We start from the raw sequence: 15,047 nt of genomic DNA on the forward strand, positions 1-15,047 counted from the left end.
AACCAACTTGGCGAACAGCACGGCGCCGCCGCGACCACTTGTCGCGACGGCGCCGTCCACGCGTGATGCGGTGCCGTGACCGGGTCGGCCGACCGCGTGGGTCGGCGCGTGGGTCGGCCGGAGCCGTACCGGAGCAACCTGGCCCAAGGACCCGGCCCTGGGCATCTGGGCCCGAGCGCCCGGGCCGGAGGACCCGGACCTGTGCATTCGAGCCTGAGTGACCGGGCCCGAGGACCCGGCCGGACCTGGGCATCCGGGCCTCAGCGACCGGGCCCGAGGACCCGGGCGGAGCGCCCGGGTCCGAGCATCTGGCCCAAGAGCCCGGGTCCGGGTCAGAACCCCATCGACTGGGTTTCGTTGCTCTCCGGGTTGGGCTGGGCGCCGACCTCGGTGACGCCGTTCTTCAGGTGGTAGCGGGCGATCGCCTCGCGCAGCGTCTCCTGCTTGATCTCGCCGAGCTTGGCGAGCCGCGTGAGCACCGCCAGCGTGATCGAGGCCGCGTCCACGTGGAAGTGCCGCCGTAGCGCGGAGCGGGTGTCGGACAGGCCGAATCCGTCGGTGCCCAGCGCGGTCCAGTCGCCGGGCACCCACGGGGCGATCTGGTCGGGCACGGCCCGCATGTAGTCGCTGACGCCGACGAACGGCCCGCTCGCCTGCGACAGCACCCGGGTCACGTACGGCACCCGCGGCTCGGCATCCGGATTGAGCATGTTGTACTCGTCGGCGGCGAGCGCGTCGCGGCGCAGCTCGGACCAGGACGTGGCCGACCAGACGTCGGCGTCCACCCCCCACTCCTCGGCGAGCAGCCGCTGCGCCTCCAGCGCCCAGCGCCCGGCCACGCCGGAGGCGAGGATGTTCGCCCGCGGCCGCCCCCGGTCCTGCGCCGGGGAGAACCGGTACACGCCGCGCAGGATGCCCTCGACGTCCACGTTCGCCGGCTCGGCGGGTTGCGGGTAGGGCTCGTTGTAGACGGTGAGGTAGTAGAAGACGTCCTCGGGCTGCTCGCCGTACATGCGGCGCAGGCCGTCCTTGATGATGTGCGCGATCTCGAACGCCCACGCCGGGTCGTACACCAAGGCCGCCGGGTTGGCGGAGGCGAGCAGCGGGCTTTGGCCGTCCTCGTGCTGCAGTCCCTCGCCGTTCAGCGTGGTGCGGCCCGCGGTGGCGCCGAGCAGGAAGCCGCGTCCCATCTGGTCGGCGAGCTGCCACATCTGGTCGCCGGTGCGCTGGAACCCGAACATCGAGTAGAACACGTACACCGGGATCATGTGCTCGCCGTGCGTGGCGTACGAGGTGCCGGCCGCGATCACCGAGCCCATCGACCCGGCCTCGCTGATGCCCTCGTGCAGGATCTGGCCCTCGGTGGACTCCTTGTACGACAGCAGCAGGTCGCGGTCGACCGCGTCGTAGGTCTGCCCGTGCGGCGAGTAGATCTTGGCCGTCGGGAACATCGCGTCCATGCCGAAGGTGCGCGCCTCGTCGGGGATGACCGGCACGAACCGGGCACCGATCTCCTTGTCGCGCATGAGGTCTTTGAGCAGGCGGACGAACGCCATCGTGGTGGCGACGTTCTGTTTGCCCGAGCCCTTCTTCAGGCCCTTGTACACCTCGTCGCCGGGAAGCTTGAGCGGCTTGGCGCGTACTACGCGCCGGGGGAGGAAACCGCCGAGCGCCGCGCGGCGCTCCTTCATGTAGGCGATCTCCTCGTTGTTCTCGCCCGGGTGGAAGTACGGCGGCAGATCGCCCTCGAGATCCTTGTCCGGAATCGGAAGATAGAGCCGGTCGCGGAACTCCTTGAGCTCGGCCTTGGTCATCTTCTTCATCTGGTGCGTGGCGTTGCGCGCCTCGAAGTCCTTGCCGAGCGTCCAGCCCTTGATCGTCTGGGCGAGGATGACGGTCGGCTGGCCGACGTGCTCCCGGGCCGCCTTGAACGCCGCGTACACCTTGCGATAGTCGTGGCCGCCGCGCGACAGCTTGCGGATGTCGTCGTCGGACAGGTGCTCGACCATCTTGCGCAGCCGCGGGTCATCACCGAAGAAGTGCTCGCGGATGTACGCGCCGGACTCGACCGAGTACGTCTGGAACTGGCCGTCGGGCGTGGTGTTCATCTTGTTGACCAGTACGCCGTCGACGTCGGCGGCGAGCAGCGGGTCCCACTCGCGGCCCCAGACGACCTTGATGACGTTCCAGCCCGCGCCGCGGAAGAACGACTCCATCTCCTGGATGATCTTCCCGTTGCCGCGCACCGGGCCGTCCAGCCGCTGCAGGTTGCAGTTGATGACGAAGGTGAGGTTGTCCAGCTCCTCGCGGGCGGCCACGCCGATCGCGCCGAGCGACTCGGGCTCGTCCATCTCGCCGTCGCCGAGGAAGCACCACACGTGCGAGCGCGAGGTGTCCTTGATCTTCCGGTTGAGCAGGTAACGGTTGAACCGCGCCTGGTAGATCGCCGCGATCGGGCCCAGACCCATGGAGACGGTGGGGAACTCCCAGAAGTCCGGCATGAGGCGCGGGTGCGGGTAGGACGGCAGGCCGCGGACGCCGTGCGACAGCTCCTGGCGGAAGGCGTCGAGCTGGGCCTGGTTCAGCCGGCCCTCGAGGAACGCCCGCGCGTAGATGCCGGGGGAGGCGTGCCCCTGGATGAACACCTGATCGCCGGACTCGCCGTGGTCCTTGCCGCGGAAGAAGTGGTTGAAGCCGACCTCGTACAGCGACGCGGCGGAGGCGTAGGTGGCGATGTGGCCGCCCACGTTGGTGCGGGCGTTGGCCCGGCTGACCATGACCGCGGCGTTCCAGCGGATGTAGGCCCGGATCCGGCGCTCGACGTACTCGTCGCCGGGGAACCACGGCTCGCGCTCCGGCGGGATGGTGTTGATGTAGTCGGTGCTGCGTAGACCAGGCACGCCGACCTGGTGCTCACGCGCCCGTTCCAGCAATCGCAGCATCAGGTAGCGGGCACGGCCTCGCCCCTCCGTCTTGACGACGGTGTCGAGCGATTCGAGCCATTCCTGGGTTTCGCTCGGGTCGACATCAGGCAGTTGGCTGGGTAGGCCATCACTGATGATCGAGAAACGCTGGCGTCCGGAAGTCACTGGGTCTCGCCTTCCGCGGGTGGACTTGTAAGCCTCTTCTGGTCGTCTGGGTCTCTGCTCATCCTGGCTCAGGTACCCCGGAAAGTGCATCTCTACTTCCGGGTAACCAAGATGTCCCTGCTGGCAAGGGCAGGTCTTTGGCCTAGACCACCGATGGTAGGACGATTTTCACATTACATCCTCGAGGCTTGTTGCGCTCCCCCCGGGTTTCGGTCGCGTCCGCGGGGGTGATCATGAGGATGCCGGGCCGGAGCCTCCCGCGCTGCCGAGGCCGCGTAACGTTTCGGTCTATTTTGCGGCTTCCTCTCGTTGGGTCGGGGGACGCACCCCTTTTCGGCGGGCACGAGCCGTACGAATGTGGAACCAAGCAGATACGGCCGGAAGAACCCGTATGAAGAGGGGGAGTGGCATGCTGGCCGCGGTAGGAGATCGGCTCCTGGTGCACGGCAACGCCGTCGGCGACCCGGAACGGCGGGGGGAGATCATCGAGGTGCGCGGCGCGGAAGGCGGCCCGCCGTACATCGTGAAATTCGACGACGGGCACACCGGCCTGGTGTTCCCGGGCCCGGACGCGATCGTCATCCCAGCTCAGCGACGCGCCTGAGATCCTAAGATCTGTACGTGAGATCTTTGACCTTCGAGGTGACGACAGGGACCAGGGACCGGGTGCACGACATCACCCGCGAGTGCTCGGACTTCGTCCGCTCCTGCGGGGGCGACGGCCTGCTGCACGTGTTCGTTCCGCACGCCACCGCGGGGGTGGCGCTGATCGAACTGGGCGCGGGCAGCGACACCGATTTGCTCTCCGCCCTGGGCGAACTCCTGCCGGCCGACGACCGGTGGCGGCACGCCCACGGTTCGCCCGGCCACGGGCGCTCGCACGTGATGCCGGCGTTCATACCGCCGTACGCCACGGTCCCGGTCCTGGGCGGCCGTCTGGCGCTGGGCACCTGGCAGTCCATCGCGATCGTCGATCTCAACGTGGACAACCCGGAACGCAGTGTCCGTCTGTCGTTTTTGTCGGATTAGGAAATAACGGTGCGGGTCACCGCTCGTGGCGACCGTTGACGACGATGGGTCACAGCGTGTGGACTGTGCCGAGCGGCTCCGAAGGACATGTGAGGGAACCCGGAGGAGCGCGTGTAACCGCAAAGGGCGGGGCCACTCAAGCAGGAGGGATGAACGTGAGCGCGACCGCGGGTCAGGCGCAGGGTGAACGCGGCCTGGCCGAACGACTCGGCCTCAAGCCGGGTCAGGTGGTGCAGGAGGTCGGCTGGGACGAGGACAGCGACGACGCTCTGCGCGAGTCGATCGAGGAACTGACCGGCAACGAGCTGGTGGACGAGGACTACGACGACGTCGTCGATGTGGTGCTGATGTGGTGGCGCGACGGCGACGGAGATCTGTTCAACGCCTTGACCGAGGCCAAGACCGCTCTCGCGGACGGCGGCCAGATCTGGCTGCTGACGCCGAAGGCCGGCCGGGAGGGGCACGTCGAGCCCAGCGACATCGGTGAGGACGCCGCGACCGCGGGGCTGTCGCAGACCAGCAGCGTGAGCGCGGCCCAGGACTGGTCGGGGACCCGGCTGGTCGCGCCGAAGGCACGCCGATAGGCACGTGATTCTCCGGCGGGCAGCCGGTCCCGGCAACGCTGCCCTGCCGTACGGTCTGCCGTGGCCGTACGGCAGGATGGTGTGCGTCGATATTGCCCATCCCATTTCTCATCCGCGCCATGCCGCGGCGTGACCGCGGCGGAAAAGGACCGACATGTCGGTCGAAGTCGGCGATGTTGCTCCGGACTTCGAACTCCGGGATCAGCACGGCGCGCCCGTCCGGCTCTCCGCCCACCGTGGCGGCAAGGTCGTGCTGGTCTTCTATCCGCTGGCGTTCAGCGGCATCTGCCACGGAGAGCTGTCCGCGATCCGGGACGAATTCCTGCCCACCGTAGGGGACGACGTGCGGGTGTTCGCGGTCTCGGTGGACTCGGTATTCGCGCTTCGCGCATGGTCCGACCAAGAGAGGTACACCTTTCCCCTGCTGTCTGATTTCTGGCCCCATGGAGGGGTGGCGCGGGCGTACGGTGTGTTCGACGATGAGAAGGGCGTCGCCAAGCGCGGCACCTTCGTCATCGACGCCGAGGGTGTGGTCCGCTGGAAAGTGGTGAACCCGACGTCCACGGCACGCGACATCTCCGAATATCACAAGGCACTCGCCGAAATCTCCTGACATCCGCGCCCGCGATCGCCCGGGCAGAGCCGTTGGAGGCGAACATGCCCTGCTATCGCTGCGGGGCCCGGCAGACCGACCCCGTCCGCGGCGCCAGCCCATGGAAACGCGGCGTCCGCCACGAGACCCAGGTCCTCATCTGCCCGGACTGCCAGCGTGCCCCCGACCTCGACCTCGACACCTGCGCCACCTGCGGCTCCACCACCCTTATCTGCCGCCTCGGCGACGTCGAATGCCGCACCTGCGGCACCGTCCGCCCGGCCGCCCGCACTACCCCCGACCCCCCTCTCGCCTCCCGCACCGCCACCGCCCCCGATCTCTCCGAGGAGGTGGCCGCCGCCCTCGACCGGGTCCTGGGCCGGCGGCCCCGCCAGTGACCGATCCCCCGGGGCCACGGGTCCGGCGACCCGCCCCACTCGATGTGCCGAATCACCCGGCTGTGCCGTAAGGTGTTGTCCGATCCTCATCCCACCGGGCGGTTAGCTCAGCGGTAGAGCACTCGCCTTACAAGCGAGGGGTCACTGGTTCGAACCCAGTACCGCCCACCAGGTGAAACGGCGTGTTGCCGATCTTGTTTTCGTGGAGCGGGTGACCATCTGAGTGACTATGCCTCGAAGAGGCTGTCCACCTTCTCCGCGCCCTGCATGAGCACCGGGCGGATCTGCTTGCGGTAGACGGTCTCGGTGACCACGGTGTTCCGGTGGCCGGGACGCCGGAGTCCGACAGCAGCGAGACGAAACTGTGCCGCATCTCGCGCGGTGACCAGTCCTTGCCGGGGAGATCGGCGTTGTCGAGGATCTTGCGGAAGTCACATCGTACGTTGTGCGCGGTGAGCGCCGTGCCGTGGCTGGCCTTGGCCGCCTCGTCGAGGATGGTCTGAGAAGCGCCTTTCCCGAGGGCGGTGGGCCTGGCGGCGACGACGCGGGTGCGTTGGTGGACGCCGAGGAGGAGGCCGGGGGGTGGTCTTGGGGCCATGTGGTGGGGCGGCGTCGTGGCCGGGGGCGGCGATCAGGCCCGTCGTACGAGACGGACGAAGGGGATGCGTTCGCCGACGGCGCGGAAGTCGGACTCGCCGCCGTCCACGGCGAAGCCCATGATGCGGCACAGCCGCCTGGCGGCCTTCGGGTGGCGCATGGCGTACCGGGCCATGAGATCCGCGCCTTCCTGCGGGGTGAACGTGCTTGCGGTGACCGGCAGGGTACGGCCCGCGACCTCGATGGTCGCCTTGGGGTGGGCCATGAGGTTGCGGTACCAGTCCGACCGTGCGCCGAAGCCGGAGGCGGCGATGTAGACGCCGCGGACCGGGTCGTGCTCCACCACCTCGATGACCGCCTTGCGTGGTTTGCCGGAGATGCGGCCGATGTGGGTGAGCAGCATCATGCGGTGCCCGAAGAGGAAGCCGAGGCGCATCTGGTAGAGGCGGATCGGCAGCCGCCACAGCAGACGGCTGAGTCCGGTGGGGGGCTGAGGCGTTTTGATGACGTCCATGTCGTATGTGCTCCTTCATCGTTCCTGTACCGCTCGGGGTGGGTTGTTACGTGAGCGGCCGATATGCCCGGAGGCGAGCCAGGGGTCGGCGGGCGCGTCGGCCGCGTCGCGTTCCTTCAGCAGGGTCGCCGTGGCCTCGCGGCTGTCGGCCGCCGGACGGGGGTGTTCCCGGTCCGAGGCGCGGCCCGTCGCCTGGTCCGATCCCTTCGGCCACGCGCCGTCGGTGACCAGGTTCCCGGCCTGTCGGCCTGAGCTCTCCAGCCACCGGGTGAGGGTCAGGGCGGCGATTCCGGCCCCGTAGGTGATCGTCTTTATGGGGTTGTCCTCTCGTCGGTGCCGAGCATGCGGCGCAGTGGTCCGGCGAACGCGGCCAGGTCCACCTCGGGATTCAGGGAGCGGTACAGCACCAGCCCGTCCATCGCGGCGCCGAGCACCGTGGCGCAGGCCTCGGCCTCGGCGGTGTGACCGTGGGCGCGCAGCAGGTCGGCCAGGCCGTCGCGGAAAGTCTCGATGAGCCCGGCGAGCCGTTCTCGCAGGCCGGGTACGCGGGTGGAGGCCAGGTAGGCCTCGATGACCAGGAGTGAGGCCGGGTCGTCGCCGGTGTAGCGGGAGAGCTCGGCGAGCATCGTGGTGACGAGGTCGTCGGCGTCGCGGGTGTCGGCAAGCCGTGCCAGGGCCTCGTCGAGCAGACGTGCGATGTAGGCGGTGGCGGCGGCCGCGAGCAGGTCGGTGACCGAGGAGAAGTGGTAGTGCACCAGGGCCTGGTTGACGCCTGCGCGCTCGGCGGCCAGTCGGGTGGTGACGCCGTTCCAGCCGACCTCGCCGATGAGCGCGGCTGCGGCCTCCAACAGCCGTTCCCGGGTCTCGTTTCCGCGTCCCACCCTGCGATCTCCATTTTTTGGGCAAACGACTTAGGCGTTTGCCCAAAAACTACCTCATCGCCGGCCCACCCGCCAGTTATCCACAGGCGAGAGTCATCCACAGGTGAGAGATCAACGGGAATCGACGTTTGGACCCGCGTGCTTTTATGGACGCATGGCTAATCCGGCGATTCTGACCGTCGATGACGATCCGGCCGTCTCTCGTGCGGTGGCGCGCGACCTGCGGCGGCGCTACGGCGACCGATACCGGATCGTCAGGGCCGACTCAGGGGAGGCGGCGTTGGAGGCGTTGCGCGAGATCAAGCTGCGTGGTGAGCACGTGGCGCTGCTGCTCGCCGACTACCGCATGCCGCACATGAACGGGATCGAGTTCCTCGAGGCGGCGATGGACCTGTTCCCGATGGCGCGGCGGGTCCTGCTGACGGCCTACGCCGACACCGACGCGGCCATCACGGCGATCAACGTCGTCGATCTGGACCACTATCTGCTCAAGCCGTGGAACCCGCCAGAAGAGAAGCTGTATCCCGTGGTCGACGCGCTGCTGGAGGCGTGGCGGTCGAGCCCGGATTCGGCGGTGGCCGAGGTGCGCGTGATCGGCCATCGCTGGTCGGCCCCGTCGTATAAGATCCGTGACTTTCTCGCGCGCAACCTGGTGCCCTACCGGTGGCTGCTCGCCGACGACCCGGAGGGCGGCCGGCTGCTCGCCGCGGCCGGGGTGACCGCCGCCGACGTCCCCGTGGTCGTGACGCCGGAGGGCAAGGCGCTGATACGGCCCAGCACGGCCGACCTCGCCGCCCACGTCGGCCTGGCCACCAGCCCGGCCTCCGACTTCTATGACCTCGTCGTCGTCGGCGCGGGGCCGGCCGGGCTCGGCGCGGCCGTCTACGGTGCCTCGGAGGGGCTGCGCACGGTGCTGATCGAGCAGCGGGCGACCGGCGGCCAGGCCGGGCAGAGCAGCCGCATCGAGAACTATCTGGGCTTCCCCGACGGCGTGTCCGGCTCGCAACTGACCGACCGGGCGCGGCGGCAGGCGATCCGGCTCGGCGCGGAGCTGCTCACCGCCCGCAGGGTCGTCGGGCTGGAGGCGGGGGGCACCTCCCGGCTGCTGCGTTTCGACGACGGCGGCACGATCGCGGCGCACACGGTGGTGCTGGCGACCGGCGTCTCCTACCGCATGCTGGACGTGTCCGGCCTGGACGGCCTGGTCGGCCGCGGCGTCTTCTACGGCGCGGCGCCCACCGAGGCGCCGAGCTGCCGGGGGGAGGACGTCTACATCGTCGGCGGCGCCAACTCCGCCGGGCAGGCCGCCGTGCACTTCTCCCGCTACGCGAGGCGGGTGCACATGCTGATCCGGGGCGACGATCTGAGCCGCTCGATGTCGCAGTATCTGATCGAGCAGATCGCGGGCATCGAGAACATCGAGGTGCATCCGCGCACCGAGTGCGTCGGCGGCGAGGGCGAGGACCACCTGGAGCGGCTGTACCTGTGCGACGGCCGCACCGGCGAGAGCCGCGTCGTCGAGACGTCCTGGCTGTTCATCTTCATCGGGGCCGAGCCGCGCACCGAGTGGCTCGGCGACGCGGTGCTGCGGGACCGGCGCGGCTTCGTGCTGACCGGCCCCGACCTGCTCGCCGGGGGCGCCAAGCCGCCCGGTTGGACGCTGCCCCGCGATCCCTACCACCTGGAGTCGAGCATGCCGGGCGTGTTCGCGGCCGGTGACGTGCGGGCCGAGTCGGTCAAGCGCGTCGCCTCCGCCGTCGGGGAGGGCGCGATGGCGGTATCGCTGGTCCACCGATATCTGGAGGCGCAATGACCGAGCACATCGGCGACCGGTTGACGCCGGACGAGCTGCGCACGCTGTTCCTTTTCGAGTCGCTCACCGACGAGCAGCTCCGCACGGTCGCGGAGCAGGGCCGGGTGGACCGGCGGCCGGCGGGCTCGGTCGTGTACGGCGAGGGCGAGGAGGCGACGTGCTTCTTCGTCCTGCTGAGCGGTGAGGTGTCGCTCAACCGGCGGGTGCACGGGGTCGACATCGAGGTCAGCCGCACGAGCCAGCGCGGCGTGTACGCCGGGGCCACGCAGGCCTACCTCACCAATCCCATGGGCCGCACCTATGTGAACACCATGCGCGCGATCACCGACTGCGCGTTCCTGGCGCTGCCCGCCGACACCTTCGCCGCCGCCGTGCGCGAATGGTTCCCCATGGCGATGCACCTGCTGGAGGGGCTCTTCATGGGCATGCGCGCCACCCAGAGCGCGGTGAGCGAGCGGGAGCGGCTCGTCGCGCTCGGCTCGCTGTCCGCGGGGCTCACCCACGAGCTGAACAACCCCGCCGCCGCCGCGGTGCGGGCCACCTCCGTGCTGCGCGACAAGGTCGCGGGCATGCGCCACAAGCTCGCCCTGATCGCCGACGGCAGGCTGGACGGCACGCGCCTGCGCGCCCTGGTCGAGCTGCAGGAGGACGCGGTGAAGCGGGCCGCGTCCGCCCCCGAGCTGACCGCGATGCAGACCAGCGACGCCGAGGACGCGGTGGAGGACTGGCTCGACGAGCACGGCATCACCGGCGGCTGGGACATCGCGCCGACGCTGGTCGCCGGCGGCATCGACGCCGAGTGGCTGGACCGGATCGCCGACGCCGTCGGCGAGGAGAACCGCGAGGCGGCCGTGCGGTGGCTCACCTACACCATCGACACCGAACTCCTCATGCGGGAGATCGACGACTCGGTGACCCGGGTGTCGACGCTGGTGGCGGCGGCGAAGCAGTACTCCCAGCTGGACCGCGCGCCGTACCAGACGGTGGACGTGCACGACCTGCTGATCGCCACGCTCACCATGCTCCGGGGGAGGATCCCCAAGGGGGTGCGAGTGGTCAAGGAGTTCGACCGGAGCCTGCCGCCGATCCCGGCGTATGCGGCGGAACTCAACCAGGTGTGGACGAACCTGATCGACAACGCGCTGAGCGCGATGGGCGAGTCGGGCACGCTCACGATCCGTACCGGGTGGGAGAACGAGCACTGCCTGTTCGTGGAGATCGGCGACACCGGGCCGGGCATCCCCGAGGACATCCGGCCCCGCATCTTCGAGCCGTTCTTCACCACCAAACCCGTGGGCGAGGGCACCGGGCTCGGTTTGGACATCTCCTACCGGATCGTGGTCAACAAGCACGGCGGCAGCATCAAGGTGGACTCCCGGCCCGGCGACACCCGCTTCCGGGTGATCCTGCCGGTCGATCCGACACAGCACATGGTGGACCGGGCGGACGCGGAGCGGTTGGCGGCCGGCTGAGCGGCTCAGGGGTGCTTTCGGGTCGGGTTTGGGCGGTCGATGGTGGACTGGTAGCGCAGTTCGGGGCGGCCGACGGAGCCGTAGTGGGGGAGGCGGCGGGCCACGCCCGTCTCGATCATGTACTCGAGGTAGCGGCGGGCCGTGACCCGGGAGATGCCGATGGCCGCGCCGACGGCCTGGGCCGAGATGCCCTCGGGGGCCTTGCGCAGTTCGGCCGCGACCGACTCCAGGGTGGCCAGGGTCATGCCCTTCGGCAGCGCCGAACCGGCGGAGCCACGGAGCGTCGCCAGGGCGCGGTCCACGTCGACCTGGTCGGCCTCGGCCTCGCCGTCCATCGTCGAGCGGAATTCGGCGTAGCGCTTCAGCTTCTCCGCCAGCGCGGCGTAGGTGAACGGTTTGATCAGGTACTGCGACACGCCGATGGAGACGGCCGCCCGTACGACCGACAGGTCGCGTGCCGAGGTGACCGCGATCACGTCGCAGAGCAGGCCGGCGGCGCGCAGTTTGCGGCACAGCTCGAGCCCGTGCATGTCGGGCAGATAGAGATCGAGGAGGATCAGCTCGACCGGTCGCTCACGCAGTAATCGCAACGCCTCTCCACCGGAGCGGGCCACGCCGGCGACCTCGAAGCCGCCCACCCGCTCGACGTACCGGCGGTTCGCCTCCGCCGCGATCTCCTCGTCCTCAACGACCAGCACCGAGATCATTCCGGATCATTCCGTTCTCCCTGCCGCAGCGGCAGCCGTACCGTGAACACCGCACCGAGCGACCTGCCGGATCGCCGCCCGGGGGTCGCGTCGAGGCCGGTGCCGGGAGTCGGCCCGGAGTCGGGGTCCGGCGGCGTGGCGGAACCCGGGCCGGTGATCGCGCTGACCACCGGGCCCGTCTCGTGCCCGACCTCCACGCTTCCGCCGAGTCGGCGGACCGCCTGCCCGACCAGAGCCAAACCCAGGCCCCTCCCATCGCCCTTGGTGGTCCAGCCTTTCCGGAACGCCTCCCGCGCCGCCGTCGGGTCGAGTCCCGGCCCGCTGTCGGCGACGCGGATGACCAGCTCCGCGTCGTCCGCGCGCAGGTGGACCTCCACCCGCTGCGGCGGCGGCCCGGAGCCGGCCGCGTCGATCGCATTGTCGATCAGATTTCCGACGATCGTCACGAGTTCGCGTTCCTCGACGCCGGTGTCGTCGATCTCACCCTCGATCACCAGCTCGACGCCCCGCTCGGCCGCCACGGCGGACTTGCCGAGCAGCAGCGCGGCGAGCACCGGCTCGCGCACCGCCCCCACCACCTTGTCGGTGAGCCGCTGCGCCATCTTCAGCTCCTGCGTCGCGAACGCCACCGCCTGCTCGGTACGGCCCAGCTCCACCAGCGACACCACCGTGTGCAGCCGGTTGGCCGACTCGTGCGCGACCGAGCGCAGCGAGTCGGCGAACCCGCGCTCGGCGTCGAGCCGGCTCGTGAGCGCCTGCAGCTCGGTGTGGTCGCGCAACGTCACCACGGTGCCGAGCGAACGCGACCCGGCCCGCACCACCGAGACGCTGACCAGCAGCACCCGGTCCCCGGTCACGTGAATCTCGTCGGTGCGGGTCGTTCCGGCCGCGAGCAGCTCGGCCAGCGACGGCGGCAGGTCCAGCTCGGTGACCGGCCGCCCCTCGGCGTCGGCGGCCAGCCCGAGCAACTCCCGCGCGCCGTCGTTGCACAGCGTCAGCCTGCGCCCGGCGTCCACCAGCAGCAGCCCTTCGCGCACCGCGTGCAGGATCGCCTCGTGGTACTCGTACATGCGGCTCAGCTCCGTCGGCCCGAGGCCGTGGGTCTGCCGCCGCAGCCGCGCGCCGACCAGCGCCGCGCCGGCGACGCCCACCCCGAGCCCGACCAGGCCGATGAGCCCGGTCCAGGCGAGCTGGCCGCGCAGCCACTCGCTGATCTTCTGGACGGTGATGCCCGCGCTCACCAGCGCCACGATCCTGCCGTCCTTGTCGCGTACGGGCGCGACCGCGCGGACCGAGGGGCCGAGCGTGCCGGTGTAGGTCTCGGTGAACGTCCGCCCCGCCAGGGCGGGCCCGGTGTTGCCGAGGAACCGGCCGCCGATCCGGCTCGGATTGGGGTGGGTGTAGCGGCGGCCGTCCGGGCTCATGATCGTGATGAAGTCCACCCCGGTCCGGGTCCGGATGCGCTCGGCGTACGGCTGAAGCACCGCCGAGGGGTTGGCCTCGCCGAGCGCCTCGGGCACCACGGGCGACTCGGCCACGGAGATCGTCACGCCGCGCGCCACCGCCGCCGCCTCCTCGGTGAGCAGGGCCCTCGCCTGGGCGATCGCGAGCACGCTCGCGCCGAGCACGATCACCCCGACGACGGCGATCTGCAGGGCCAGCATCTGCCGGGCCAGGCTCCACCGCCGGGGACGCGCGACCAGGGTCATCGCGATGCCCTCACTTTCCGCCGAGGCACATGATGAACGAAATGTACGTAATAGTGACCCCCATCACTGCCTCGGCACATAGTCACTCGACCGCGGTGTGCATCACAGGCCCGCTCAGAAAGGTCGAGTCGCATGTCAGAGGACATTTCACGGGGTAGATCACCCGAGGCGGCGCCGACGGCCCGCCGGGACCGCACGCACTACCTGTACCTCGCCGTCATCGTCGCGGTGATCCTCGGGATCTGCGTCGGCTTCGCCGCCCCCGAGCTCGGCAAGGAGCTGCGCCCGCTCGGCACCGCCTTCGTCGCGCTGATCAAGATGATGATCAGCCCGATCATCTTCTGCACGATCGTGCTCGGCGTCGGCTCGGTGACCAAGGCCGCCAAGGTCGGCCGGGTCGGCGGCCTCGCCATCGGCTACTTCCTGGTGATGTCCACCGTCGCGCTCGCCATCGGCCTCGTCGTCGGCAACCTGGTCGATCCGGGCGCGGGACTCCAGCTCACCGACCAGGCGCGGCAGGCGGCGGAGGCCGAGGCGGCCAAGGCGGCCGAGAGCGACACGGTGGCGTTCCTGCTCGGGATCATCCCGACCACGCTCGTCTCGGCCTTCACCGAGGGCGAGATCCTGCAGACGCTGCTGGTGTCGCTGCTGGCCGGATTCGCGCTGCAGGCGATGGGGGAGCGGGGCGCGCCGATCATCGCCGGGATCACGCACCTTCAGCGGCTCGTGTTCCGCATCCTCGCCATGATCATGTGGGCGGCCCCGGTCGGCGCCTTCGGCGCGATCGCCGCCGTCGTCGGCGCGACCGGGGTCGACGCGCTCACCAGCCTCGCCATGATCATGGTCGGGTTCTACACCACCTGCCTGCTGTTCGTCGGCGCGGTGCTCGGCCCGCTGCTGTGGGCGGTCACCCGGGTCAACCTGTGGTCGCTGCTGCGTTACCTGGCCCGCGAGTTCCTGCTCATCCTGTCCACCTCCTCCTCCGAGTCGGCGCTGCCCCGGCTCATGGCCAAGATGGAGCACATGGGGGTGAGCCGCCCCGTCGTCGGCATCACGGTGCCGACCGGCTACTCCTTCAACCTGGACGGCACGGCGATCTACCTCACCATGGCCACCCTGTTCGTGGCGACCGCGACCGGCTCGCCGCTGTCGCCGGGCGAGCAGATCTCGCTGCTCCTCTTCATGATCATCGCGTCGAAGGGCGCGGCCGGGGTCACGGGAGCGGGCCTGGCCACCCTCGCCGGCGGTCTGCAGGCCCACCGGCCCGACCTGGTGGACGGCGTCGGCCTCATCGTCGGCATCGACCGGTTCATGTCGGAGGCGCGTGCGCTGACCAACTTCGCCGGGAACGCGGTGGCGACCGTCCTCGTCGGCCACTGGACCGGCGAGTTCGACCGGGAGCGGGCGCGGCAGGTGCTGTCGGGCGGCCTGCCCTTCGACGAGGCCACGCTGCTGGACGAGGACGAGGCCGCCGCCGAACCCGTCGAGCCGCGCCAGAAGGAGCCCGAACCCGCCTGACCGGGCGGGTCCCTGAGCCGCGGGCCCATCGGCGGATCCATCGGGGGACTCGCCGATGGGCCCGCACTGCACGACCGGCAGGCACGGTACGCGGCGGGACGTGAACCGGAGCGGCGGGCCGGGAGATCAGCGGCCGCCGCTGCA

At 70.1% G+C, this 15,047-nt stretch carries 13 protein-coding genes and 1 tRNA gene; 9 read left to right on the plus strand and 5 right to left on the minus strand.

The annotated features are described in order from the left end of the window. Positions 1-332 precede the first annotated feature (332 nt). A complete protein-coding gene (gene aceE / locus AB0K60_RS01140) occupies positions 333-3,089 on the minus strand; it encodes a pyruvate dehydrogenase (acetyl-transferring), homodimeric type (RefSeq protein ID WP_364047160.1) in 2,757 nt (918 codons plus the stop codon). Positions 3,090-3,498: 409 nt separating this feature from the next. Here aceE and AB0K60_RS01145 point away from each other — a divergent pair, with 409 nt between their 5' ends. The 6 genes from AB0K60_RS01145 to AB0K60_RS01170 all read left to right on the plus strand — a co-directional run bounded on the left by AB0K60_RS01145 (position 3,499) and on the right by AB0K60_RS01170 (position 5,863). After that, on the plus strand, positions 3,499-3,693 hold the full coding sequence (locus AB0K60_RS01145) for a DUF1918 domain-containing protein (RefSeq protein WP_364047163.1): 195 nt from the start codon (positions 3,499-3,501) through the stop codon (positions 3,691-3,693). A 17-nt stretch (positions 3,694-3,710) separates the two neighbouring features. Further along, complete coding sequence (locus AB0K60_RS01150; protein ID WP_364047166.1) at positions 3,711-4,118, plus strand: YjbQ family protein; 408 nt, start codon at positions 3,711-3,713, stop codon at positions 4,116-4,118. A gap of 155 nt (positions 4,119-4,273) precedes the next feature. Beyond that, entirely contained in the window at positions 4,274-4,702 is a 429-nt protein-coding gene (locus AB0K60_RS01155; RefSeq protein ID WP_364047168.1) for a DUF3052 domain-containing protein, read from the plus strand. Between the two features lie 154 nt (positions 4,703-4,856). After that, the gene (locus AB0K60_RS01160; RefSeq protein WP_364047171.1) at positions 4,857-5,315 is read left to right on the plus strand and encodes a peroxiredoxin; all 459 of its coding nucleotides are present in this window, start codon (positions 4,857-4,859) and stop codon (positions 5,313-5,315) included. Between the two features lie 44 nt (positions 5,316-5,359). Next, complete coding sequence (locus AB0K60_RS01165; protein WP_364047174.1) at positions 5,360-5,692, plus strand: hypothetical protein; 333 nt, start codon at positions 5,360-5,362, stop codon at positions 5,690-5,692. 96 nt (positions 5,693-5,788) lie between these two features. After that, a tRNA-Val gene (locus AB0K60_RS01170) sits at positions 5,789-5,863 on the plus strand. Positions 5,864-6,323: 460 nt separating this feature from the next. Here the strand turns inward: AB0K60_RS01170 and AB0K60_RS01175 are convergent. Together AB0K60_RS01175 and AB0K60_RS01180 are read right to left on the minus strand one after the other, a co-directional pair. Next, positions 6,324-6,803 (minus strand): nitroreductase family deazaflavin-dependent oxidoreductase, encoded by a 480-nt coding sequence (locus tag AB0K60_RS01175; RefSeq protein ID WP_364047177.1) that lies wholly within the window; start codon positions 6,801-6,803, stop codon positions 6,324-6,326. A 311-nt stretch (positions 6,804-7,114) separates the two neighbouring features. Further along, on the minus strand, positions 7,115-7,684 hold the full coding sequence (locus AB0K60_RS01180) for a TetR/AcrR family transcriptional regulator (protein ID WP_364047180.1): 570 nt from the start codon (positions 7,682-7,684) through the stop codon (positions 7,115-7,117). A 154-nt stretch (positions 7,685-7,838) separates the two neighbouring features. Between AB0K60_RS01180 and AB0K60_RS01185 the strand changes: the two genes are divergently transcribed. After that, positions 7,839-9,497 carry an FAD-dependent oxidoreductase gene (locus AB0K60_RS01185; RefSeq protein WP_364047183.1) on the plus strand — a complete coding sequence of 553 codons (1,659 nt, stop codon included), beginning with the start codon at positions 7,839-7,841 and terminating at the stop codon, positions 9,495-9,497. Continuing rightward, positions 9,494-10,969, plus strand: coding sequence for an ATP-binding protein (locus AB0K60_RS01190; RefSeq protein ID WP_364047186.1), 1,476 nt, complete (start codon positions 9,494-9,496; stop codon positions 10,967-10,969). The genes AB0K60_RS01185 and AB0K60_RS01190 overlap by 4 nt, the downstream gene beginning before the upstream one ends. Positions 10,970-10,974: 5 nt before the next feature. Here AB0K60_RS01190 and AB0K60_RS01195 read toward each other — a convergent pair whose 3' ends face one another. Together AB0K60_RS01195 and AB0K60_RS01200 are read right to left on the minus strand one after the other, a co-directional pair. Beyond that, positions 10,975-11,676, minus strand: a complete 702-nt coding sequence (locus AB0K60_RS01195) for a response regulator (RefSeq protein ID WP_364047189.1) — start codon at positions 11,674-11,676, stop codon at positions 10,975-10,977. Then, complete coding sequence (locus AB0K60_RS01200) at positions 11,673-13,385, minus strand: sensor histidine kinase (RefSeq protein WP_364047192.1); 1,713 nt, start codon at positions 13,383-13,385, stop codon at positions 11,673-11,675. The genes AB0K60_RS01195 and AB0K60_RS01200 overlap by 4 nt, the downstream gene beginning before the upstream one ends. A gap of 132 nt (positions 13,386-13,517) precedes the next feature. On the opposite strand from AB0K60_RS01200, the gene AB0K60_RS01205 reads away from it, so the two are divergent. Further along, a complete protein-coding gene (locus tag AB0K60_RS01205; RefSeq protein WP_364047195.1) occupies positions 13,518-14,903 on the plus strand; it encodes a cation:dicarboxylase symporter family transporter in 1,386 nt (461 codons plus the stop codon). Positions 14,904-15,047 lie beyond the last annotated feature (144 nt).

Origin of the sequence: Thermopolyspora sp. NPDC052614, assembly GCF_040678635.1 — a bacterium.
In the GTDB taxonomy this organism is placed as follows: Bacteria; Actinomycetota; Actinomycetes; order Streptosporangiales; family Streptosporangiaceae; genus Thermopolyspora.